The organism is Kitasatospora sp. NPDC034035 (assembly GCF_055575755.1).
Window position 1 is genome coordinate 1 of sequence record NZ_JBVISA010000057.1, and the last position, 24,112, is coordinate 24,112.

Here is a 24,112-nt window from a genome sequence, read left to right on the forward strand (position 1 = left end):
CGGCGCCACCCTGCTGGGCACTGGCACTGTCGTCGCGGGCGTGGCCACCTTCACCACCACCGACCTCGCCGTCGGCACCCACGCCCTCACCGCCGTCTACAGCGGCGACACCAGCTTCAACGGCTCCACCTCGCCGGTGGACACCCAGACCGTCATCACGGCCGACACCACCACGGCGTTGACCTCGGCACCCGACCCCTCGGTGTTCGGCCAGCCCAAGGTCCTCACCGCCACCGTCACCACCACCGCCCCCGGAGCCGGCATCCCGACCGGGACGGTGTCGTTCTTCGACGGCGCGACCCTGCTGGGCACTGGCACTGTCGTCGCGGGCGTGGCCACCTTCACCACCACCGACCTCGCCGTCGGCACCCACGCGCTGACCGCCGTGTACGGTGGAGACACCAGCTTCAACGGCTCGACCTCGCCGGTGGACACCCAGACCGTGAACATGGCGGACACCACAACGGTGTTGACGTCCCTGCCCGACCCGTCGGTGTTCGGCCAGGCGAAGGTGCTGACCGCCACCGTCACCGCGGCGGCTCCCGGTGCCGGCATCCCGACCGGGACGGTGTCGTTCTTCGACGGCGTCACCCTGCTGGGCACCGCCACCCTGGACGCCACCGGCACGGCCACCTTCACCAGTTCGGCTCTGGGCGTGGGCAGTCACGCCCTCACCGCCGTCTACAGCGGCGACACCAGCTTCAACGGCTCGACCTCGCCGGTGGACACCCAGACCGTGAACATGGCGGACACCACAACGGTGTTGACGTCCCTGCCCGACCCGTCGGTGTTCGGCCAGGCGAAGGTGCTGACCGCCACCGTCACCGCGGCGGCTCCCGGAGCCGGCACCCCGACCGGGACGGTGTCGTTCTTCGACGGCGTCACCCTGCTGGGCACCGCCACCCTGGACGCCACCGGCACCGGCACCTTCACCACCTCCGACCTCGGCGTCGGCATCCACGCGCTGATCGCCGTCTACAGCGGCGACACCAGCTTCAACGGCTCCACCTCACCCATCGACGCCCAGACCGTCACCACGGCCGACACCACCACGGCGTTGACCTCGGCACCCGACCCGTCGGTGTTCGGCCAGCCCAAGGTCCTCACCGCCACCGTCACCGCCACCGCCCCCGGAGCCGGCACCCCCACCGGCACGGTGTCGTTCTTCGACGGCGTCACCCTGCTGGGCACCGCCACCCTGGACGCCACCGGCACGGCCACCTTCACCAGTTCGGCCCTGGGCGTCGGCATCCACGCGCTGACCGCCGTCTACAGCGGCGACACCAGCTTCAACGGCTCGACCTCGCCGGTGGACACCCAGACCGTGAACACGGCGGACACCACCACGGCGTTGACCTCGGCACCCGACCCGTCGGTGTTCGGCCAGCACAAGGTCCTCACCGCCACCGTCACCACCACCGCCCCCGGAGCCGGCACCCCCACCGGCACGGTGTCCTTCTTCGACGGCGCCACCCTGCTGGGCACTGGCACTGTCGTCGCGGGCGTGGCCACCTTCACCACCACCGACCTCGCCGTCGGCACCCACGCCCTCACCGCCGTCTACAGCGGCGACACCGCCTTCAACGGCTCCACCTCACCCATCGACGCCCAGACCGTCAACACGGCCGACACCACAACGGTGTTGACGTCCCTGCCCGACCCGTCGGTGTTCGGCCAGCCGGTGAGCCTGACGGCGACCGTCAGCGTCGTCGCCCCCGGGGGCGGCATCCCCACCGGCACGGTCACGTTCTTCATCGGCGGCATCCCCCAGGCGCCGGTCACCCTGTCCGGCGGCGTAGCCACCCTGACCACTGCCGCCCTCAGTGTTGGCGTGCACCCGATCAGGGCCACCTACAACGGGAGCGGCAACTACAACACCTCCACCTCGGCGACCATCACTCAGACGGTCACCAAGGCCAGCACCACCACGGCGCTGACCTCGGCGCCCGACCCGTCGGTGTTCGGCCAGCCCAAGGTCCTCACCGCCACCGTCACCGCCACCGCCCCCGGAGCCGGCACCCCCACCGGCACGGTGTCCTTCTTCGACGGCGCCACCCTGCTGGGCACTGGCACTGTCGTCGCGGGCGTGGCCACCTTCACCACCACCGACCTCGGCGTCGGCATCCACGCGCTGATCGCCGTCTACGCCGGTAGCCCCAGCTTCAACGGCTCCACCTCCCCCGTCGACGCCCAGGCGGTCACCACGGCCGGCACCACAACGGTGTTGACCTCGGCACCCGACCCGTCGGTGTTCGGCCAGCCCAAGGTGCTGACCGCCACCGTCACCGCCACCGCCCCCGGTGCCGGCACCCCCACCGGCACGGTGTTGTTCTTCGACGGCGCCACCCTGCTGGGCACTGGCACTGTCGTCGCGGGCGTGGCCACCTTCACCACCACCGACCTCGCCGTCGGCACCCACGCCCTCACCGCCGCCTACAGCGGCGACACGGCCTTCAACGGCTCCACCTCCCCCGTCGACGCCCAGACCGTCAACACGGCCGACACCACAACCGTGTTGACGTCCCTGCCCGACCCGTCGGTGTTCGGCCAGGCGAAGGTGCTGACCGCCACCGTCACCGCGGCGGCTCCCGGAGCCGGCACCCCGACCGGGACGGTGTCGTTCTTCGACGGTGCGACCCTGCTGGGCACTGGCACTGTCGTCGCGGGCGTGGCCACCTTCACCACCTCCGACCTCGCCGTCGGCACCCACGCCCTCACCGCCGCCTACAGCGGCGACACCAGCTTCAACGGCTCCACCTCCCCCGTCGACGCCCAGACCGTCACCAAGGCCAACACCACCACCACGGTGACTACTGCGCCGAACCCCTCGGTGTTCGGCCAGCCAGTGAGCCTGACGGCGACCGTCAGCGTCGTCGCCCCCGGGGGCGGCATCCCCACCGGCACGGTCACGTTCTTCATCGGCGGCATCCCCCAGGCGCCGGTCACCCTGTCCGGCGGCGTAGCCACCCTGACCACTGCCGCCCTCAGTGTTGGCGTGCACCCGATCAGGGCCACCTACAACGGGAGCGGCAACTACAACACCTCCACCTCGGCGACCATCACTCAGACGGTCGCCAAGGCCAGCACCACCACGGCGCTGACCTCGGCGCCGAACCCGTCGGTGCACAGGCAGTTGGTGACCCTGACAGCGACCGTCACCGCCACCGCCCCCGGAGCCGGCACCCCCACCGGCAAGGTGACGTTCTTCGACGGCGCCACCCTGCTGGGCCACGCCACCCTCTCCGGCGGCGTGGCCACCTTCACCACCTCCGCCCTCGGCATCGGCATCGGCATCCACGCGCTGATCGCCGTCTACGCCGGAAACCCCAGCTTCAACGGCTCCACCTCACCCATCCACGCCCAGATAGTGCTCTGAGCACATGAACCCACCCGGGTCGGCCTTCGGGCCGGCCCGGGTGAGGCATGTCCGGGGTGCGTGCACGACATTCCGGTACGCGCACTCGGTTCTCCAGTCCGGCTTCCCCTGACGCCCACTCGACGAGGCGGGGGCCTGCCGAGTCGACCCTGGACCTGCACGGTATGCGGTCGGCCCGGATCAACGAGGTCGAGGCCGACGACGTCATCGCCACCGCTGCGCTAGGCCTCCCCCGACAGGGCCGGTGCAGATCACGCCGCGAGATGCTGACTACCAGCTGGCTGCCGCCCCAGAGTCGACCGCAGACCATCATGACCGCGATCCACCACCACTCGCCGTCACTCGTCCTGAGCGCGTAACCCCAGTCCAGCGCACTCGTCCCCGTGGTTTCAGCTTGTCGTTTTACCTTCGGTGATCGACTCGAGGTTGTTCGAGCTGGTCACCCACATGGGGATCTTCGGGACATGGCGACGACCTCCGTTTCACGCTGTGTGATGTCGAGTCGCACAACAGAGCCGGAGGTCGTCGGTGTCGAGTGTGGTCCCTGAAGCCGTTCGTCGGCAGGCTCTTGCGGAACTGTCCTCCTTTCGAATGGACTTGTACGCCGCGATGCCCCGCCGCGCGGACGCACTGTTCGAGCTGTCGGACGCCCTGCTGCACGCCGACGGGCCGGTCCGCGCCCTGGTCGAGCTGGCCCTGGCGCCCGAGCACCGGCGCTCGCACGGCTCCCTGTACGCCGCCCTGAACCGCGGGGACCTCGACGCGGACGGCCTTCTGCGCGCGATCGCGGCCCGAAGCGTGCCCCGCGGCCCGGGCGGACGGATCGTGCTCGCCGTCGACGTGTCCGCCTGGCTGCGGCCGGACGCCAACACCAGCGACGGCCGTTCCTTCTGCCACACCTACGGCCGGCGCGAGAACACGCACGAGATGGTGCCCGGCTGGCCCTACTCCTTCGTCGCCGCCCTGGAATCGGGCTCGACCTCGTGGACAGCCCTACTGGACGCCAAGCGCCTGGAACCCGGCGCGGACACAGCGGCCGTCACCGCCACCCAACTGCGAGAGGTCCTGCACGGAATCCTCGACGCCGGGCACTGGAAGGCCGGCGACCCGCCGGTGCTGATCGTGGCGGACACCGCTACGACGGCCCGCGCCTGGCCTACCTCCTACGGGACCTGCCCGTCCAGGTCGTGGTGCGGATGCGCTCCGACCGCGTCTTCTTCAACCCCGTGCCCGACGACTACCGGGCGGGCCCCAAAGGCGGCCAACCCCGCAGTCACGGATCCCGGTTCACGTTGGCCGACCCCGCGACCTGGCGCGACCCCGACAGCGACAGCGAGCACACCACCCGCCGCTACGGCACCGCCCGCGTCCACGCCTGGCACCGCCTGCACCCCCGCATCTGGCGACGCTCAGCCTGGAGCGACCACCAGGGCCAACTCCCCATCATCGAGGGGACCCTGATCCGCCTCGACGTCGACCACCTGCCCTCCGGCGGCACCCCGAAGCCGGTCTGGCTGTGGTTCTCCGATCCCACACCACCCGACGCGGACACCGACACCGCCTGGCACGCGTTCCTGCGGCGCTTCGACCTGGAGCACACCTTCCGCTTCCTCAAGCAGACCCTGGGCTGGACCCGCCCCCGCCTACGCGAACCGGTCGCGGCCGACCGCTGGACCCACCTGGTCCTGGCCGCCCACACCCAACTCCGCCTCGCCAGAGCGCTGTCCGCCGACCTCCGCCGACCCTGGGAACGACCCCAGCCCGTCGAGCGCCTCACCCCCGCCCGGGTCCGGCGCGGGTTCCGCAACATCCGCACGACCCTGCCCTGCCCAGCCGCTGTTGCGAGACCCTCCCGACCCGGACCCGGGCGCCCACCCGGGCAAACCAACCGCCACCGAGCACCCGACCACAACATCGGACTCGCCCTGGTCACCAACCAGTAGCGAACAGGCAGGCGAGGATCCGAACGCGACAGAAGAACATCACCGGAGGTAAAACAACAAGCTAAGGTCATCGACACCTGCGCTGAGCTGCATAAAGTCGGCCCGACTGGCCTCGCGCCACACTTCTCCCCCAGAGAACGAAGATCTACGCGCTCCTCCAGCGCGCCCTCGAACGCTCCAACCGCGCCGGCCTCGCCCTGTTCTCCATGCGCGGCAAGGAGTATCTGACCGCGATCAAGGCCGAGCGCGGAATCCTGACCGCCCACACCATGCACTTCGCCGACGAGGTCCGCGACCCCCGCCGCGAGGTCGGCAACCTCCCCGACGAGGACCTCCCGCTCCCGGAGCGGGAGCTGTCCACGGCCGAGCAGCTCATCGAGATGCTGGCGATCGACTGGGACCCGGCCCAGTGGCACGACACCTACAGCGAGAAGGTCCGCGACCTCGTCCAGGCCAAGGCCGAGGGCCGCCAGATCGCGGTCAGCCAAGGCCCGCCCGCCGAAGCCACCAACGTCGTCGACCTCATGGCGATCCTCGAACGCAGCCTGGAACAGGCCCGCCACCCCGCGGGCGAGCCCGCCGACGCCAAGCCGGAGAGCCGGCAGCGCAGGAGCACCGCGAGCAGCCGAGGCCCGGCTGCCACCGCGCCCAGGACGCCGAAGGCCGCCAGCGGCACGAAGAGCACCTCCGCCCGCCGACAGGGCGCCACGGCCCCGGCCGCCCGCAAGAGCGCCAGCAAGACGCGGACCGCGAAGGAAGACCTGGACGCGCTCACCAAGGCGCAGCTGTACCAGCGCGCGGCCGACCTCGACATCCCGCACCGCTCCACGATGACCCGTGACCAGCTCCAGGACGCCCTCGAACACGCCCCCGTCAAGCGGGGCCGGCAGCTGCGAAGCGCCTGACGAAAGCCGCGTTCTACGCGCTCAGCATGTCTCATGAGACATGCCGGTTAGGCCGCTTCTCACCGATCATCCGATGCAGATGTTCTTTGAGCAGGTTCCCGAGGGCCAGGCCGCCACGTACTGCCCACTTGGACGTATGCGCCGCAAGCGGCCTGCACGGCGACGAGCGGATGGTCGCCCTCGACGCGGAGTGCGTGCGCCCCGTCGGTCTTGGCGTCATCCGCTCGCGCCGCGACGGGTCGGCGCTTGCTACCAGCGCGGGCTACATGGTGGTGGCCGATCCGGAGGGAAACGGGCTCTGCTTGGACTCAGCGATGGGGAACTGCACCCCGGTGAGGACTTCGGAGACGGCCCACAGCCGCTGCTGGACCACTGCCTCGTACGACTGCGGGCTGGAGGTGACCAGTCGGGGGTGACCCTTGACCTCGTTGCGTCCGCCGGGGCCGTAGTACTGGCCGCCGAGCGCGGCGGGGTCGGTGGCGGCGCGCAGGGTCGGCAGCGCGCCCATCGCCGGCGTCTGGGTGATCAGCGGCGCGAGCCAGGTGAGCGGAAGCCGGAGGGTCGCGGGGCTGTTACGGGCGAGCTCGGTGCTGGACAGGCCGGGGTGTGCGGCCACCGCGACGGTGGTGCCGTGCGTGGCGAGCCGGCGCTGCAGCTCGTAGGTGAACATGAGGTTGGCCAGTTTGGACTGACCATAGGCGGCTGCCCGGCTGTACGACCGCTCCCATTGCAGGTCGTCGAAGTGGATCGCGGCTCGGATGCGGTGGCCGGTGCTGCTGACCGTCACCACGCGCGATCCGGGCACCGGCAGCATCAGGTCCAGCAGCAGCCCAGTGAGCGCGAAGTGGCCGAGGTGGTTGGTGCCGAACTGCATCTCGAAGCCGTCCCGGGTGGTCTGCTTCGGGGTGTACATCACGCCGGCGTTGTTGATCAGCAGGTCGAGCCGGTCGAGCCGGGACCGCAGCGCCGCCGCCGCGGTCCGGACGGAGTCGAGCGAGGTCAGGTCCAGCGCTTGTACGGTCACGTCGCCGTCATGCGGGCCGCGGCCTGCTCGCCCTTCTCGACGTTGCGCACGGCGAGCACGACGGAGGCCCCGCGCTCGGCGAGCGCCTTGGCGGTCTCGTACCCCAGGCCGGTATTGGCCCCGGTCACCACGGCCACCCGCCCGCGCTGGTCCGGAATATTTGCCGTCGTCCACTTCTCACTCATGCCGGACTCCCACCTAGTTACGTACCGAAGGTATCTTGCGTCTGCGACGATAAAGTACTCCCGGTACATTGTCAACGTACCGCAGGTACCTAAGCTAGGCTGGTGATCGTGACTTTCCAGCGGGCGCGAACCGAAGAGCAGCGGGAGATCCGCCGACGGGCGATCCTCGACATGGCGTCGGCGATGCTCGATGAGATGCCCGTGGCCGCGGTCACCCTGAACGAGCTCAGCCGCCGGGTAGGGCTGGCGAAGCCGAACGTGCTGCGCTACTTCGAGTCTCGCGAGGCGGTGCTGCTGGAACTGCTGGACCGCTTCCTGCAGGAGTGGCTGACGGAACTGGCAGGCGAGTTGGCCGCCGGCATCGACGAGAATCTGCCCATGGCCGAGCGAGCGGCAGCCGTGGCCGAGATTCTCAGCCGCTCGCTCTCCGGCCGAGTGGTGTTGTGCGACCTCTTCGGTGCACAGAGCAGCGTCCTGGAACACAACGTCTCCGTCGAGGTCGTCGCACGCTACAAGCGCGCCTCCCTGGACCGCCTGACAACCATGACCGCCCTGCTCCTGAAGTACCTGCCGGAGCTGGGCGAGAACGCGACGCTGTTCAGCCTGCAAACCATGCTCATGGCCGGCGCGCTGCCGGCGTACAGCACACCCCCACCCAGCCTGCAGGCGGCCTACCAGGCCGAGCCCGACCTCGCCCGCTTCCACTTGGAGCTGAAGGACTACTTGAAGCTGGCCCTGACCGCAACCCTCCTGGGCGCGCTACCCCGCCGCTGACCTGCGTCGCACTGGAACAGGCAAAAATCCTCTGCTCTTCTCGCACGCTCGGAGGGTGGAGGCCGGGGTGCCCGAACTCAGCGAGCCGTGCATGTGACCTGTTGCTTATAGCGGGGGCCGCGAGGGCGGAAAGGCGTGACGGTGGTTGTGGCGTCCTTGGCGAGTTGCTGCCATAGGGCCTCGTTGTCATGGAAGAGGGCGGCGATCGCCGTCTGGGCGGCCTTCAGCTTCTTCTCCCGGAGCGTGCACTCCTGGGCCTTCGCGGTCAGGCGCTTCTTGAGGTCGGCGATGGCGGGCATCGCGTTTCGCCTCACCGGGGGTGGCCTTGCCATGGGCCGCAATGTGGGCGTCCCACTCGGCTAGAACGGCCCGAGCCCGGCTCATGGTCGCGCGGCTGACCTGGGCTTCTTCGTAGAGATTCTCCTTGGTGAGGCGACCATCGGTCCGCTGCGGCCGTCCCTCGAAGAGGCGAGTCATCGCGGCTCGCAGGGCCGCGGCGGTCTTGGGGCTGACCGTGTCCTCTGGAGCGTCGGTGGGTCGGGTCACCGGGGATCACCGGCCATCTTGACGACGTTGCAGGTCATGTCGAGTTCGCGTTTCGGCGAGGTCGCGGCGGCAGGCGGGTGTGGAGGGGGTGTTGATGAGCTCGAGTTGGCGTGGTCTCGTCGAGCAGCGCCGTCGACAGGTACTTGCCGTACTCACACAGCGGTGGCACCGGCATCTGCGTCTCCTCGTCGAGGAACATCGGCGTCCCGTCAAGCAAGCCGCGCCGCTTCAGTAGTGCAGCGACCTCCGCGGCTGAGATGACGTCAGCCTCCAGGAACTGCTCCAGCAGCCCGGACTGCACAAAGGCAAGATCCACTCTCGTCCCTCCCTGCAGGCAGACAGGGCACTCCCGTCAGCTCACCCGCCCCACCACCACAACGGAGCGAAACTGAACCACAGATCTCATGAGACAGAACTGAACAGCAGAAAGAAGACCTGGTGCATCTCCTCCAAACCCGATGCCCCGCCCGCCACCGTACAGGCTGCCCAGGTGCGGGCCCTGTCTGATGCGTAAGGCCTCGACGCCGCCCCCCGCTCCCGCCTGGTCCAAGCCGTCCTCGACCGCCAGCTGCGCAACGCCCGTGGTGGCGAAGCCACCTCGCGCTCCCGTCCCGGCGCGTCGCCGATGATGAGACTCCCTGGATTTCCCCACCTCACGCTCGGGTGTTCCTCAGACCTGCTCGCGCGATTCCCCACCCTGTGGTCCGTTGACTTGCGGACGGATGCCGTTCGGGAGAGGCCGCCGTATCCGCTGAAGTCACCGGCACCGTCGTACGGAGGGCACGGGGGCGTGCGAGGCGAGCAGGACTCGCAGGGGTGTGGTGTCGGGCGTGTCGGCGGTGGCGGCGTCGAGGGCGTCGTCCATGCCTTCCTCCCACGCGTCGGGCAGCGCGAGCCCGGGCCGCCCCGCCCACGCGATGTCCGCCGTGGCCTGCCCGACGGCGACCAGACGGAGGTGGACCAGGCCCGCGAGCGCGTCGAAGACCCTGGGCCGGACGAAGTTGCGGGCCGACCGCCCGGTCAGCCGCGCCGCCTGGGGCGGCTTCGGCATCCGGGCCGCCACCTCCGGCCACAGCAGACCACGGTCGAAGGCGTCGAGTATCTCCTCCAGCCCGGGCAGTTCTCCGTCCGGCTCCGAGGAGCGCAGCGTCCTGGCCACCGCGAGGCGCAGGGGGCGGGACCATCCGTCGGCATCGGCGACCGCTCGGGCCAGGACCAGTTCGTCCCAGCTCATCCGCCGCATCGCCGAAGCCTCCGGTGGCAGAGCGCGCGCCTCCAGCACCGCGAACAGATGGTCCGGCTCGCGCAGCAAGCTCAGCGCGTCCGGCCCGTCCTGCCGGTCGCCACCGCCAGGTGGCAGCGCCTCGATCAGGGCGATCCGCTCCGCGGTCGGCGGGTGGGAGTCGTACGGGTGCGGGCGCGGTGGGCGGCTGCCGGTGGCGAGCTGGGCGAGTTGCTCTGCCGTCCGGGCGGCGAGCAGCCGGCGGAAGCCGCCGCTCACCTCGCCCACCGGCGGAAGCGCCGCCAGCGGCTCACCCAGGGCGGCGTACGTCGCCAGGTAGTGGCGGTGTGCGGCTTCGAGCACCCAGGTGGCGTGCAGTGCGGCGGCCACCGCCTCGCGGCCGGCGTGCCGGGCGGCCACCTGGTCAGCCACGAGCTCCTGCTGACGGGCGACCGACTGCGAAGTCCTTAGGAACATCCGGGCGTACGCAGCGTAGAGGCGGCCCACCGGGTGGTGCAGCCAGGTGCCGCCGGCCTCGAACGCCCGGACGGTGTGCACGACCGCCGCCCGGCCGCGCATCGTGAGGCCGCCGAGCCGGGTGTCCCCGTGGCCGAAGTGGCCGAACTCGTGCGCGAGGACGGCGCGCAGTTGCGGGACGGTCAGCCCGGCCAGCAGCGGCAGTCCCAGGGACATCCGGCGCCGTCCGGGCAGCAGCCCCAGCAGATGGCTCTGTTCGGCGACGCCCGCGTTGACCTCTCCGATCAGGAACAGCTCCTCCGGCGGACGTTCCCCCGCCGCCCGGGCGGCGGCGCGGACCTCCTCCCACAGCTCCGGCTGCTCCTGCGGCGTGACCGCCGCGGCCCCCGGCACCGGGCCGAGCCGTCCGGCGCGCAGCGAGGCGACCGTGCCCCGGATGATCGCCACCGCCAGGAACACGGTGACGGCCAGCACGGTTCCCTCGAACCAGGCCGCCCGCTCGGTGAGCAGGTGCGTCACCAGCAGCCAGTCGAGTACGGCCATCGCCGCCAGCAGGCCCGCACCCATCAGGTGGAAGCCGACCAGCAGCACCACCGCCCGGAGGGCACGCAATCGGAACGTCATCGGAGAACCCCCGCACAGCTCGGCCGGCCCGCGCGGGCCGACGATGATCGCGCGGAGCCTACCGCCCAGCTCAGAGGCCCTCACCAGCAGCCCCTACCCACCTCGCGGCGGGCCGCTGCGATCCGCGCCGACTACAGCCCGGGAGGGACACGGCATCGAGAAGGAACCAGGGGCCAGAACCTCGGCGCTCACTGAGACTCCCCACTCAGTTGAACACCGGAATGAGTGGGGAAGCGTGAGTAGTCCTGGCCGTTTTCCGAGATCCTCATCGGGGAGAGCGGCACCCCCATGCCACAGGCCCCACAGACACACAGGACACCAGGGACGGGCCTACGGCCCGAGACCGCCGGCCGACAAGGGCACGGCTGTCACACCCCGCCTGTCGCGCCCCGCCACACAGGGATTCCCGGGTCCCCGCCCACGTCACACCACACGACAGGCCACGCGACAGCCCAGCACGACACCCCAGCGCGACAGCCGGGACGGCCGCCCGGCGGCCAGGACGGCGGCGGCCCAGCCGCGGGGATGGCAGCCCGGCGACGGCCAGGACGAGGACCGAGCGGCGGGCCTCAGGCCGACACCGGCTAGGACGGCGGCGACCCGGCACGCCGACGACGGGGCGGGCGGTGGACCGCGGCGACACGGGGACCCCGTCGGTCGGCGCACCCGGTGATCGCCCGGCAAACGGCCCCGGCCGAACACGACCCGGACCATCCCGGGCCCGGCACCGCGGCCCGGGCACCGGGCCTGCGGCACCGGCTTGGCGGGTGGGGCGGTGCTGACGAGCCGTCCTCCAGGCCCTTGTTCCCCGGACGCCGGTTAGGCCGTAACCACCCCCGCGCAGACCGGGAGGTCTGCCGTTTTGTCTCCAGTGCTGGACACTCCGACACCGGCCCCACCCACGACTGCACCATAGAAGCCGCCACCGACACACCCGTGCGCAGCAGACGGCCCCGGCAGCAGACAGCCCCGAACCAGAGCCCGCAGACCGACCAGGACCGGCAACCCGGACAGGAACCCAAGGCGCAGCGGGGAGGCAGCGGCCGAAAGCTCGTTCACTTGCCGAGCCGCGTGCAGGCCACTCGGCTACGGAAGGGCTTGTGTGATGAGGCCGTTCAGATGGCACTCCAACGCGGCGAGGTTGAAACACGTGGTGATCGGCAGGGTGGGGTGCCGTCTGCAGCTGGCCCTGAGGGAGTCGGACAGGCCGTCGAAGGTGAGGGCTCTTTCATGAGCGACCCGGTAGAGCGCGTACTCGGAGCCGTCGATCTCCTCGATGGGAAGGTCGCCCTCCCAGGCGTCCTCGTACCACCTGCCGGAGACACGGCTGATGAAGAGGAGCGCGCGTTGGCCCACGGCGAGTGACCGCTGGCCCCAGTGAGTCGGTTTGCCAACGAAGCGGATCTCCGATCCCACGTTGCCCGCGAAGACCCGTGCCAAGTACACCTCTTCGACGATCGCGGTGAACTGCTGCGGGGCAGGCGAACCAGTGATCACTGCCCTGATCAGATCGTTCCGCTCCACCTTCTCCTGCAGAAAGCTCATGGGCCGATTGTCCTCCTTGCCAATGGCCGGCGAAAGACCAGCCAAGGCCGGCGGACCGGCCCAGGCCGGTGCAACACGCCCGCCCCGGCTGGGACAGCCCTACCAGGCAACCCCGAGGCCCTGCGTTCCTGCCGTGACCGCCGCTGGATCCGGAAGCGGCGCGCCGCCACTGGTGATGGGGGGGTGGTTGAGGGGCCGGTCGTGGGGGGCGTGCGGTCAGTGGTGCAGGTGGTCGGGCCGTTTGGCGATCCGGGCCGTGATCCGCACCACGGGGAAGGCGATCGTGTACCCGGCGGTGAACAGCACCACCGGCAGCAGGATGAGTGCGCGGTGGTTGAGTCCCATGTCCAGGAGCAGGGGGGAGAGCAGTGGCGGGCCGGCCAGGACGGCTGTGGTCAGGGCGGCGTGCCCGACGGAGCGTGCCGTGCAGGCGACGGCGATGCCGGTGACCACCGGGGCGACGAAGTAGAACCCCATGCCGGTCGCCCGTGCCCCGAAATGGCTCCCGGCCAGGGGCAGGGCGACCTCCCCGGCCGTGATCGAGAGGGCAACCGTCCACGGGATGACGCGGCTCAGGTTCGAGATGGGGTCCGGTGGGGCGACCAGCAGGACGAGAGCGTTGAACGCGAGCAGTACGACCTGGTAGTCGCACAGGATCGGGCGAAAGAGCGCGTGGAGCAGGGGCGTGGCCAGGACGGTCACCAGGGCCATGGTCCTTGCCGCCGTTCGGTGTCCGGCCAGTACCGCCGCCGCCATCAGTACGGCCGGGGCGAGCAGCAGCACGGTGACGGTGCCGACGCGGGTGCCGGAGAACGCGTACGTGTCGAACCCGGAGGCGCGGGCGAACTGAACGAGGAACCACAGGTGCCAGGCCGCGAACGTGCCGGCGACCATCGCGGCGAGCGGAGCGGCGGTGGCCAGCGCCCGGCCCGCCGGCCGGTGGGAGAGCAGGCCCAGCCGTACCCGGGTGCCGTGCCCGGCCACGTCGGCGACCTCCCGTAGCCCGGCGAGCCGGCCGGCCCCGGCGATGTGGTGTTCGGCGTGGTCGGCGATCTCGGCCCGTGCGCCGGCTCCGTAGGAGGCCGGGTAGAGCGCGAGTGCCCACCGGAGCAGCCGGGCGTTCGTCGAGGGCCGGTCCGTGGTCATGCCGCACCTCCCGCGAGCCGGGGCCGGGAGACGGCCAGGCGCCGGTCGGCCTCACGCAGGGCTGCGCGCATCCGCTCGCTCTCCTCCGTGAGTGCCGTGGTGCCGGCCGAGGTGAGGGCGAATACGCGGCGGGGGCGCCCGTCGACCGTCTCCTCCCGTTCGACCCGGATCAGCCCTTCCGCCAGCAGCCGGTCCAGGGTGCCGTAGAGGGAGCCGGCTCCGAGCCGCACCCGGCCGTCGGAGATCGCGGCCACCTCGTCACCGAGCGCGTAGCCGTGCCGGGGCCGGTCCGCGAGGGCTGTCAGCAGGAGGAAGGTGGGCTCCTGCATGGAGCGTTTCTTCGTCATGCCCACCACCATAGTACGGTCACCGTAATGTCTGGCAAGAGCGAAGCGATCGGCAGTCATCTCGGTTGCTAGTGCTGTGAGCGCATACGTTCGCCGGATTGGTGGGTGTTCAGGCCGCTGGCGCGGTGCGGCTGGTGGAGGCGGAGATCGCCGGGCAGCTGAACCTTCGCGGTGCAAAGCTGTCAGGCATGGACACTGACAGGCGCTCGCTGTCAGGCGAAGAGCTGAAGTCCGGATCTGCTCTGCTCGATGTGGGCTTCACGGCGGTCGGCACTGCGGTGCTCGACCGGGCTCATATGAGGAATTGTCAAGACCTGTGGTTCGGGGGTTCGTGCCGTTGGCCGGGGTGCCGGGCGGAGTGTCTTTTATGGCCGTTGCGAGGGCAGCGGCTGAAGCTCGGGCCAGCGGGTGAGCATGCTCTCGCGCATGGCCGCGGCGAGCCGTCCGAAATCCTTCAGCTCGCTGCACCCGGTGGCCATCTGGCTGACGGCCCGGAGACGGTGTGCCAGCCGCTGGCGGGCGGTCGCAGTGCCCCACTTCCAGTCGCGACTCGGGACTTTGCCCAGGTGGTCGATGGTCCCGCGCTGGGCCCGCTGGACCAATGCGTCGCCCCGTAGCAGCCAGCCGGCGCATGCGTCTGTGAGATCGTCTTGGACCTCGCTGCCGGTCGCGCTGCGCCATGCCGTCCGGTAGGCGGTCTCTGCCACGTCGAGCAGTACCCGAGGCGGAGCGGTGGCACACCAGCAGGTCGGGAAGCCGATGCGTAGGTAGGCGAGTTCCACGAGCCCGTTGCCCAGTGAGGCCTGTTCGAAGTCGATGAACCTCACGCCGCTGGCGGTGTGCATGTCGTTGCCGGGACAGGGATCACCGTGCAGCAGGGCATGGCCCGTCATCCAGGTCAGGCGGTTCACCAGGCCGTCCAGCTCGGTTCGCGCGCCGGACGGCACCACCACGCCGAGCGTCTGGGCAAGCCTGAGGAAGGAGTCGGCGTCATCCTGAGTCGGGCCCGACCAGGTCGGAAGACTGTCCGTAGCGTCGGCGCGGGTGGCCGCATGGAGCCGGGCCAGCGCTGACGCGTAGTCCACGATCCAGTCCTCGCGCGGCTCCTGGTGGTCCAAATGTTCCAGGACCAGCACCCGTTCGCCCGGATCGGTGGCGAGGAGCATTGGCACCACGGGCGGGTCGACCTTGGACGCGAGTTGCAGGGCCGTGACCTCGCGGGCATACCTCTCTGCTGCTTCCGGGCCGTCGATGAGCTGCTTGACTACCACGGGTGTGCCCGACAGCTCGGCCCGCCATACCCGCGATCGCGGGCTGCTGCCCAGCCTGCGGGCCCGTTGGGGCGAACCCAGCTCAGCCCTGAGCTTCTCCCCGAAGGGCAGTCGTGACCACATGCCCTCATCCTTCCACACGTGAATACAGTTGCCGGCAGAGCGAGTTGGAGGATCGGCCAGTTCACCCTGCAGCTGGGGCAGGCGCTCGGTAGATCTTGTTCATGCGGCGGTGAGGGCTTCGGGGCGCTCGATGAGCCGGCCACGTTCGAAGCGGGCTCCGGCACGGACGAGTGGAACGAAGTGGGCGCCGTTGACCGAGCGCCACCGGGCCTGGGCGGACTCGACGAGCTTGAAGACCGGGACGAAGTCTCCCGAGGAGAGGCCGTGCAGGTAGAGCAGTGGCAGCACCTCGGCGATCTTCGGGGACTTGCGGCACCAGGGCGGCAGGATCGCCGAGGAGAACCGCTTGCGCTCGCCGGTGGCGTCGTCGACGCGCTTGTCGTTCACCCGCGGGGCCTTGACCTCGATCACACCCGCGGCGGTGGTGACCTTCCTCGGCTGGTGGTAGCCGTTGCGGACAACCAGGCGGCGCCCGCTCTCGTCCTTCTCGTGGGCCAACTCGGCGATGTAGGCGTTGACCTCGGCTTCCAGTGCGGCGGCCAGCATCCGCCTGGCGCCCTCGCGGACGATCTCGTCCAGCGGGCCTCGGTAAAGGGCGATCTCGAAGGCGTCGACGGCCCGCTAGGTCAAGCGGCATGGTGCAGCTCAGCGCCTGTGCCGCTGAGGCTAGTCCGTGCAACACGTGTGGCGCTATCGCTGGATCGAGTGACCCCGGCTCCACCTCGACCCCGCAGAGCTATGCCGATAGTCCTGAGGGAAATACCGGCACCCGAAGAAGCAGCTACCAGTGGTGGTCCCTGAACGACAGCTCGACGCCACTGAGGCCTTGACAGGTGCAGCCGTGACGGGATTCCGGAGGAAAGCCGACCGCCAAATCATCCCGGGCCGCGTTCGGAGGCGCACCGATATCCTCAAATTCCAATAAGATGAGCGCGCTTGGGATTTGGAATCCTGGGGTGGGCCCACCATCGCCTAAAGTATCGGCGGGGCGCAGCCGGGCGCCGGATTCGCTCGCACGTGCGATTCCCTGGCGTGGGCAGAGCGCAGAAGACCTTCGAGTACACCGATGACCTGATCGCGGCGCAGCGGGCGCTGGTGGCCGTGCAGGCCGAGCGCCGCGCGTTCGACCCGGGGCGGCGACCTGGAGGCCGTCCGGCAGGGGCGGAGCGAGGAGCAGCTGGCCGAGTCCGCCCGCCTGGAGGAAGCAGAGCGGCGGGCCTCCCATGCGGTGTGGGCTGACGAGTACTGGGCCACTCTGTCCGGCGAGGACCGGGTCACCGCCCGCAGCCGGCTCCAGCACATCGACAACGAGCCGACCGCGGCAGCGGCAGCGTAGCGAAGGCCCGCGCCGCTCTGCGGCCGGGGGCTAACCGCAGACGGAGGTTGACGTTCGCGTCCACGCTGTGGCCGACGGGTCGGGGGCGGCGCATCAGGCAGGGGCGGCCACGGGCGCTCGGAGGCTTGCCATCGCGGGTGCGGCAGACGAGTAGTGGTGCCCGGCCTTCGTCGGCCGGGCACCACCGTAGCGGGCCGCTCTACGTCCTTCGGCCCTATTCCGCGTCGATCGGGCGGATGTACTCCAGAGTCCAGGTCTGCTGGAATTCAGGCTTGGGTTCGGTGAGTTCGATCTGCTGACCGCGGTAGCCGGCGGCGCAGGCGAGGCCGCGCTCGGAGATGATCTTGACTCCGCCCAGGACGCTCTCGAAGGTGAACTTCGTCCACTCGCCGCGAGGAACGCTGTTGACCCAGAGCTTGTCCTCGGGGGTCACGATCCCGGCATTCTCCTGGAGGGCCAGGTGGATCACATAGGGCGCCCCCGGCATCGGCTCGATGGGCTCGATGGCCCACTCCTGCTCGATCGGCAGCGGGTTGGCGCGGTCAGCGATGACGGGCGCGCCGTACTTGACTGCGTGCTCGGTCGCGGTCAGCTGGGTGCCCGGGCCGATGATGTGAGCGTGGACCCTGTAGATACCGGGCTTGACTGGGATGGGAGGCATGGAACCCTCTTTCGCTGCCTTGGATGTGACTTGAGGTGGCCATGTGGCACCTCAACTCCACCATGAGCATGGCGCCGAATACGTGAGGCCCGCCAATCGACTATGGCCTGGGAAATATTCGACTTCATCTGCGATCCCAATGTCCCGCTTGAATGATGCAGATGTTCGATTGTGCTTTGATATTTCGATGTTCTGCTGGTGGTCCCGTTCAGCGTCGCGGGCACCGTCTTCAACGCCGGTAACGCGGACGGGCGTGCGGATGGACGGAGCTGTAGGCGGCGGGCGGGAGCGGCAGGGTGGTCTCCGGCCCGGTCGGTCAGTCCAGGTCGGCGGATGCCAGGGCCACCGCGAGCACCAGGTACGGGACGGCTTCCAGGCACTGCTCGGCCATCATGCTCGGGTCGGACGCCGTGCCCGCGTCGGCCAGCGCCAGCAGCCCGGCACCGATGGCCGCGTCGACCGCCGCGTACAGGACCTCGGCCGCGGTGAACTCCCCGGAGGTGCACGTCCGTCGACAGAAGGGTCGAGGAGGTTTCGTGGTCCCGGGCCGAGCAGGAGGCCGCGCCGGTTCGGACCTCGGACGAGCGGACCCCAGAAAAGTGGGGTTCCGATTCTGTACCCGCAGGCCGAGGCTGGCCGTATGAACACCATCGAACAGAACAAGCAGACAGTGACCGCATTCATCGACGCGCTGTTCACCCGGGGCGACCTGTCAGCCGTCGACGCCTACCTCACGGAGGACTTCGTCAACCACGACCCGCCCATCGGCGTCGGCACGGACCGGGAGGGCATGCGCGCCGCAGGGGCGATCTTCCGGCAGGCGTGCCCTGACTGGCACTCCGACCTTGGGCGCCTGGTCGGCGAGGGCGACGTGGTGGTGGAACTCTTCACCGCTTCTGGCACCCAGCACGGTGAGGTGATGGGCGTCCCCGGTGACGGCCGCACGCTGGTGCTCAAGGGCATCAACGTCTTCCGGCTGCGGGACGGCCGGATCGCCGAACGCTGGGGCCGGCTGGACGAGCTGGGTCTGCTGAGCCAGCTCGGGCTCGTGCCGGACCGGGCGGCGGCGTAGCGTGAGTGCCATGGTCGCCGCCTTGCGGGAGCGACACGTCGAGCGGCTGATCGACAGTTGCTACGCCGACCTGGACAAGCCCGCCCTGACCACCGAGGTGCTGCGCCGCCTACCGGGCATCCTGCCGGTGGAGGCCGCGTTCTTCGCCTCGGTGGACCCGGCGACCCTGCTCTTCACCTCGGCTGTCGCCCAGGATCCGCTGGCCGGTGCCACCCCGCTCTTCCTGGACAACGAGTTCGGCCGCGCGGACGTCAACAAGTTCGCCGCGCTGGCCCGGGGCCCGGAGCCGGTGATGTCGCTGGACCGGGCGACCCGGGGCGAGCGCTCCGTCAGCGCCCGCTACCGCGAGATCATGGCCGGCCTGGGGCTCGGCGACGAGCTCCGGGCCGCCCTGGTCGTTGGGCACGAGTGCTGGGGCGTGCTCTGCCTGCACCGGGCGGACGCGGAAGCCGGCTTTTCCGGCACCGACCTGGACGTCGTGCGCAGGCTCGCCCCGCACTTGGCCGAAGGCCTTCGCCGTGACGTCGTGCACCAGGCGCTGAGCGGCGACGGGGCCGGAACTGCGGGCGGCCCCGGCGTGATCGTGCTCGATCAGGGGCTCTCGCTGGTCTCGATCAGCCCGGACGCCGAACAGTGGCTCGCCCGGCTTGAGGGGCCCGAGATCCAAGGCCTGCCGATGCCGATCTACTCGGTGGCCGTCCAACTGGCCCGGGCGCCCGACGCGTCGCCGGAGGCCGCGCATCGGCCTGGCTCGGTCAGGCTGCGCACCGCCGACGGGCAGTGGCTGACCCTGCATGCCACCCGTCTGCGGGGGCGGGCGGGGGAGCAGATCGGGGTGGTCGTCGAGCCGGCGCCCGCCGCCGAACTCGGCTCCCTACTGCTGGCTGCCCACGGCCTCACCCCGGCCCAGAGCCGGGTCACCGCCCTGGTACTGCAAGGGTGCTCCACCCGGGAGATCGTGGCCCGGCTGCACGTCTCCGGGTACACCGTGCAGGAGCACCTGACGGCGGTGTTCGCCCGGTTCGGTGTGAGCAGCCGCCGGGAACTGATCGCCGCGGTGCTCGCCCCGAGGGGACGCTGAACCGACCGGCGGCACCGCGTTCGCTGGCCCTCGCCCCACGGCTCGCCGTGACCGGGCACGGCAGCGGTGAGGACGTGCTCCGCGATGTTCTCCACCACGGCAAGTGTTTTCCGGCTGCCACGCCGGTCCAGACCGGCGCGGGCATATCGCTTGAAAACACCCCTGTTGTCGAGTCCGGCTCTGGCAGGTCACACCCCAGCGCAGCGACCGAAGCGACCCGGCCACCAGACAGAGCTTCGCGAAGCAGCAAGCCGGCACCGCGGCCCTCGAACAGCCGGAGCACCCCCCACGCGGCGCGGCGGTCCCGCCCCCACACTGGACGGGCTGATCCCCATGCCTAGCAGGGACGACGCAATCCCATGCTGCCAGTGCTTCTCTCCCCGCGGCCGACGGACCGGCCCCGTTGGCGGCCCGGGCCGATCCGACCACCCGTGACAGGACCCGCACAGCAGGCGGCGCAGCTGGGCGGCGAACGGCCGCCCGGACCCGGCGCCCACCGGACAGCGATCGCTGGCTCGGCCGATGAAGCCCTGACGGCGCCCGCACCGGCCGAACAGCAGGCGGGCAGCCAGGGCCAAGCGGAGCCGGGACGGGGGCGAGGCGCAGCCGGGCGGCGGGCCGGCGCGTCGGGCGGGACCGGTGGGCCGGCCGGCGGCGGGGCCCGGAGGGGTCAGTTGCCGCGCGGTTCCTTCTCCCAGGCGTCTCGGCCGCCGTCGGTCAGCTGAGCCCACCGCTCGTACTCCTGGCGCACATACGGCCGCGCCGACGCTTCCCAGGTGGGCGAGCCAGGCCCGGCCGGGCCCGGGACGAACTGCCTGTCGGGGTAGATGCACACGATCTTGTCCCGGACCTGCGCGACGTCCGCGCCGGCGCCCGGGGCGGCCTGGGCCGGCGAAACACCCCCGAACGCCGCCACCAAAGCCACGGCCATGCCGGCGAGCCTCGTACGGACACGCATGCTGCCCATGAACGGATCCCTTCGACGAGTCTTGACCGGCAGACCCACAGTGCTGGGACCGGACCGGCGCTGCCCCGGTACCTCGCGATGCCGCACCCCTCGCCGGCACGCCGACCGTCCGCACACGCCCCTCGCGAAGGGGCGGTCCAACCGCACCAGTCCCCATGCGGCCAGCCGCCAGGAATCACGCGAACGAGCTGCACAGCAGCCCGGGCAACGAGATGACGGCCCACCGCTTCACCGTGCCGTCCCGGGGGCGGCGCCAAGCGAGGAGCAGCTCGCGGCGTTGGTCGGCTGGAGGAAGTCGAGCGGCGGCCTCGCACGCCAGATGGGCCACCCCTTGCTGGGCGAGCTTGCCCGCGGAGGGCCGGGGGCCGCCGCCACAGCGAGCTCAAGCAGGTCGACGACGAACCGGCCAAGACGGGGGCGTAGCGCGCCAGGCGCCGCCCGACGTGTGACGGCGCCGGTCACCAGCAGGTGATCGGCGGCTTCGTGCCCGACGTCAGCGGCGCAGCGGCAGATCACGAGCGCCAGCGCCCCATGTCGCATATCTATACGAACCATGGCAAACTGGGCGTAAGTGATAGCGCTCTACAGAGGAAAATCACCCATGACTCATGGAGCCCACCCCCACGCTCCTACCATCCGCGCGAACATCGACCGGGCCCGCGACTGCGAAGAATGCCGCAGCTGGGGCACCGTGATCACACCCGAGGGCCGCCACGAGCTGTGCCCCAGGTGTCAGCACCCCGACTAAGCACCCGACCTCCGATCCCTGGCCGGCGACCTCCAGGCCGCCTCCAACGAATTCGGCCAGTAGCCAGCCCACCCCCGCACACCCCGGCCCAGAAACCCCCGTACAAGCCCCCTGAGCCGGAAGCGGATCACACTAGGCGCTTCCAGACGGGGTAGAACTTCGCAGCGCACTGGGCTTCCCCCTGTTCAAGCTGCGCGAGGACCCCGGCGGCGCAACGCGCTACCGGGACTCCTGCCACGCCCGCGGCGAGATCGCGCCGCTGGCCGACCGCCGGGAGCAGACCCTGGAACTGCGGGTCCAGGAACCCGAGCGGGACCCGGACCCGCTCCGCTCGCCTTGGGAGGGCATGTCGGGAGCGGCGGTGTGGGCGCACGGCCGGATCGTCGGGGTGGTCACCATGCACCGCCGCGGGGAAGGCCTCGGCACGCTGACCGTCAGTCGCGCCGACGGGTGGGCGACGGCGGCCGACGAGGCCGGCCGTGAGGCGCTGCGACGAGCCGGGGTGGCGACCATGCTGCGGCCGGCGGCGCCCTGGTGGCGCGACCGGCGGCTGGTCCTCGGGACGAGTGCCGGGACGCTTGCCGTCGTCCTGACGGTCTGGCTCGGTGCGGCCCGGCTCACCGAACAGCCGCCGTTGCGCTTCCGGGTCCTCGGCACGTGCAGCCACGTCGGTCAGCAACTGGGCAACGACTCGGCCGGTTTCACGCCCGGTGGCCGCTACACCAACGAGATCCTCGCGCCCGACGGGCAGGTTCTTCCGCTCGCGGCGTCCGGTGAGAGCGGCACCGTGGCGAAAGACGGCTCACTGCACTGGAGCTGGCCCTGCGCGAGCACTGACGCCACGGGCACGTACCGGGCCCGGGTCACCGACGAAGCGACCCACCGGCGCACAGGCTGGGCGACCTTTGAAGTCGGACACCTGACGCCGTACACCTGCGTGTTCCAGCAGGAGAACGGCCTGTGGTACGCCGGAATCAGCCGAACCGTGACCGCCGTGCTGGCGCCCGGGGCGACCGGCGCGGACGATGTCGCCGAGGCACAGTGCCTGCTCCAGCGCCTGGGCTTCCCCCTCGGGGCGCGGGAGATCGACGGCCGGTACGGCAGCTACACCCAGCAGGCCATCAGTTCGCTCCAGCAGCAGGGCGGGATCACGGCGGACGGAATTGTCGGGCCGTCCACCTGGTGGCTGCTGCGCACCCGTGAACCGCAGGGCGGTTGACAGGCGCCGTCCGGTGCCGCGCTGCTCTCGACCCGGGTGACGACGCTGCCTGTATCAAGACGGCCCTGGCTGCCCACGATCCCGCCTCCGGTCCTATCACTGTGCACCCGATCCCGGGCACCACTTGGGGGGCCGGCCGCGAGGTAGGCGTCGGTCACCTCAGCCAGGTGCCGGGCGAACGCGTCCGCCCGCGCCCGGTTCACCGCCCGGTCGAAGTCGGGCCGTCCGCGGAATGTGCGCGGGCCCGGGAGCTGACCGAGCGGCTGCGCACGGCGATCGAGGACGTCCGGGCCGCCGTCCTGGTCCTGGCCCGCCGGGTCCGCGCAGCACAACAACGGCCGGGAGGTGGCGAGGCGCGGGTGGCGGGACCAGCCGGGTCGGCGGTCTGGCGCAGGCCGGTGCGGCACCGCAGGTGCAATACGCCTGGGTGAAGACCGCGTAATCGCCTGTGGCCGGCTCCACCACATCGACGACCCTGTCGAGGAGCAGCCGGCCGTCTGAGCCCGGCCGGTCACGGGTCCGCCCCCGGGCGATGTCCGGGGGCGGCGGTAGTCTGCCGAGGCCCCGAGAAGGCACAGGAGGCCGCCACCCACACGTGGCGGCCTTCCGGCATCTCGGACAGGGACGGCGACGACACGACAGTCCGGGTGCCGCACCCGGCGACGTCACTCGACCGGCCCGCGGTGAAATGGGACAGGTTCGCGAACCGGCCGCCGGTCGAGCCCGCGGGTCAGCCGTCCAGTTTCGCGTACAGGCCACGACCCGGGCGCTGCGCCCGGCCGGCCTTGACCAGGCGCTCCAGCATGGTGCGCACCGCGTTCACGTTGTCCGCCGACTCCTCGATCCCCAGCCGGGCGATCACCTCCCGGGCACGCAGCGGCCCCTGAGCGCCGGCCAGCACACCCAGCGCGCTCTCGGAGGTGGCCCCGGTCGCTCGCCGCCCGGACGCGGGCGCAGCCGTCTCGCTCCTCTCGGTGGCCGGCTCGGCCCCGGTTCGCACCGGCCCGGTGTTCCGAGTCGCGGCCGACTTCTTCGCCACGGTGCGCGGCCGCGCACTGCCGGAAGTCTTCTTCGCCGCGGCTTTCTTCGCGGATGCCGCCGGCTTCGCTGTGGCCTTCTTCGCGGGTGCCGCCTTCTTCGCTGTGGCCTTCTTCGCGGGGGCAGCCTTCTTCGCTGTGGCCTTCTTCGCCGTCTTCGTGACCGTGCCCGTACGTGTGGTGGCCTTCTCAGCCGGCTCCCCGCCCCGGTCCGGCGCCGCCCCGGCTTCGGCCGCGAGCTGCCGCGGCCGGACCCCGGCGATGGCGTCCGCCTCTGCCCGAATGGTGCCCACCGCAGTGGTGCCCTGCGAGGCCGGCAGCCCGGCCAGGGCCTGCAGGCTCTGGATGGCGCCGCGTACGGCGTTCTCGCGCGCCACGGCGGCGGTCAGCTCGTCCTCCAGACGCCGCCGCCGGGCCTCGATGCCGGGAAGTTCCGCCTCCAACTGGGCGATGGTGTCACTGAAACGGCTTTCTGCCACGGTT

The 24,112-nt window shown here is 70.8% G+C and carries 16 protein-coding genes and 3 pseudogenes; 7 read left to right on the plus strand and 12 right to left on the minus strand.

From position 1 onward, the window contains the following. The 3 genes and pseudogenes from ACZ52J_RS40805 to ACZ52J_RS40815 all read left to right on the plus strand — a co-directional run. On the plus strand, positions 1 to 3,376 hold a 3,376-nt coding region (locus ACZ52J_RS40805; RefSeq protein WP_465626297.1), incomplete at its 5' end, for a beta strand repeat-containing protein. A 591-nt stretch (positions 3,377 to 3,967) separates the two neighbouring features. After that, positions 3,968 to 5,319, plus strand: a pseudogene (locus ACZ52J_RS40810) (NF041680 family putative transposase). 143 nt (positions 5,320 to 5,462) lie between these two features. Continuing rightward, on the plus strand, positions 5,463 to 6,224 hold the full coding sequence (locus tag ACZ52J_RS40815; protein ID WP_465626325.1) for a Ku protein: 762 nt from the start codon (positions 5,463 to 5,465) through the stop codon (positions 6,222 to 6,224). Between the two features lie 262 nt (positions 6,225 to 6,486). On the opposite strand, the pseudogene ACZ52J_RS40820 reads toward ACZ52J_RS40815, so the two are convergent. Then, positions 6,487 to 7,433, minus strand: a pseudogene (locus tag ACZ52J_RS40820) (SDR family NAD(P)-dependent oxidoreductase). Positions 7,434 to 7,541: 108 nt separating this feature from the next. On the opposite strand from ACZ52J_RS40820, the gene ACZ52J_RS40825 reads away from it, so the two are divergent. Beyond that, on the plus strand, positions 7,542 to 8,207 hold the full coding sequence (locus ACZ52J_RS40825; RefSeq protein ID WP_465626327.1) for a TetR/AcrR family transcriptional regulator: 666 nt from the start codon (positions 7,542 to 7,544) through the stop codon (positions 8,205 to 8,207). A 77-nt stretch (positions 8,208 to 8,284) separates the two neighbouring features. Here ACZ52J_RS40825 and ACZ52J_RS40830 read toward each other — a convergent pair whose 3' ends face one another. The 9 genes and pseudogenes from ACZ52J_RS40830 to ACZ52J_RS40870 form a co-directional block, all read right to left on the minus strand. Continuing rightward, the gene (locus ACZ52J_RS40830; RefSeq protein ID WP_465626299.1) at positions 8,285 to 8,506 is read right to left on the minus strand and encodes a hypothetical protein; all 222 of its coding nucleotides are present in this window, start codon (positions 8,504 to 8,506) and stop codon (positions 8,285 to 8,287) included. A gap of 281 nt (positions 8,507 to 8,787) precedes the next feature. Next, positions 8,788 to 9,069 (minus strand): hypothetical protein, encoded by a 282-nt coding sequence (locus ACZ52J_RS40835; protein ID WP_465626301.1) that lies wholly within the window; start codon positions 9,067 to 9,069, stop codon positions 8,788 to 8,790. A 441-nt stretch (positions 9,070 to 9,510) separates the two neighbouring features. Continuing rightward, positions 9,511 to 11,076, minus strand: coding sequence for a M48 family metallopeptidase (locus tag ACZ52J_RS40840; RefSeq protein WP_465626303.1), 1,566 nt, complete (start codon positions 11,074 to 11,076; stop codon positions 9,511 to 9,513). 1,086 nt (positions 11,077 to 12,162) lie between these two features. Then, positions 12,163 to 12,621 (minus strand): hypothetical protein, encoded by a 459-nt coding sequence (locus ACZ52J_RS40845; protein WP_465626305.1) that lies wholly within the window; start codon positions 12,619 to 12,621, stop codon positions 12,163 to 12,165. Positions 12,622 to 12,837: 216 nt separating this feature from the next. Next, entirely contained in the window at positions 12,838 to 13,767 is a 930-nt protein-coding gene (locus tag ACZ52J_RS40850; protein WP_465626307.1) for a hypothetical protein, read from the minus strand. Continuing rightward, on the minus strand, positions 13,764 to 14,114 hold the full coding sequence (locus ACZ52J_RS40855) for a PadR family transcriptional regulator (protein ID WP_360510349.1): 351 nt from the start codon (positions 14,112 to 14,114) through the stop codon (positions 13,764 to 13,766). The genes ACZ52J_RS40850 and ACZ52J_RS40855 overlap by 4 nt, the downstream gene beginning before the upstream one ends. Before the next feature lie 365 nt (positions 14,115 to 14,479). Then, entirely contained in the window at positions 14,480 to 15,508 is a 1,029-nt protein-coding gene (locus ACZ52J_RS40860) for a phosphotransferase (protein ID WP_465626309.1), read from the minus strand. Positions 15,509 to 15,736: 228 nt separating this feature from the next. Continuing rightward, positions 15,737 to 16,108 (minus strand): annotated as a pseudogene (locus ACZ52J_RS40865) (transposase); the annotation flags it as partial. Between the two features lie 950 nt (positions 16,109 to 17,058). Beyond that, positions 17,059 to 17,505, minus strand: coding sequence for a hypothetical protein (locus ACZ52J_RS40870; protein ID WP_360509920.1), 447 nt, complete (start codon positions 17,503 to 17,505; stop codon positions 17,059 to 17,061). Positions 17,506 to 18,145: 640 nt separating this feature from the next. On the opposite strand from ACZ52J_RS40870, the gene ACZ52J_RS40875 reads away from it, so the two are divergent. Together ACZ52J_RS40875 and ACZ52J_RS40880 are read left to right on the plus strand one after the other, a co-directional pair. Next, positions 18,146 to 18,577, plus strand: coding sequence for an ester cyclase (locus ACZ52J_RS40875; RefSeq protein WP_360509921.1), 432 nt, complete (start codon positions 18,146 to 18,148; stop codon positions 18,575 to 18,577). 10 nt (positions 18,578 to 18,587) lie between these two features. Beyond that, the gene (locus tag ACZ52J_RS40880; protein ID WP_465626311.1) at positions 18,588 to 19,658 is read left to right on the plus strand and encodes a helix-turn-helix transcriptional regulator; all 1,071 of its coding nucleotides are present in this window, start codon (positions 18,588 to 18,590) and stop codon (positions 19,656 to 19,658) included. A gap of 670 nt (positions 19,659 to 20,328) precedes the next feature. On the opposite strand, the gene ACZ52J_RS40885 is transcribed toward ACZ52J_RS40880, so the two are convergent. Then, positions 20,329 to 20,625 carry a hypothetical protein gene (locus tag ACZ52J_RS40885; protein ID WP_465626313.1) on the minus strand — a complete coding sequence of 99 codons (297 nt, stop codon included), beginning with the start codon at positions 20,623 to 20,625 and terminating at the stop codon, positions 20,329 to 20,331. Between the two features lie 1,094 nt (positions 20,626 to 21,719). Between ACZ52J_RS40885 and ACZ52J_RS40890 the strand changes: the two genes are divergently transcribed. Further along, positions 21,720 to 22,592: a peptidoglycan-binding domain-containing protein gene (locus ACZ52J_RS40890; RefSeq protein ID WP_465626315.1), complete on the plus strand. Its 873-nt coding sequence runs from the start codon at positions 21,720 to 21,722 to the stop codon at positions 22,590 to 22,592. 730 nt (positions 22,593 to 23,322) lie between these two features. On the opposite strand, the gene ACZ52J_RS40895 is transcribed toward ACZ52J_RS40890, so the two are convergent. After that, the gene (locus ACZ52J_RS40895) at positions 23,323 to 24,108 is read right to left on the minus strand and encodes a type IV toxin-antitoxin system AbiEi family antitoxin domain-containing protein (protein ID WP_465626317.1); all 786 of its coding nucleotides are present in this window, start codon (positions 24,106 to 24,108) and stop codon (positions 23,323 to 23,325) included. Positions 24,109 to 24,112: the final 4 nt, after the last annotated feature.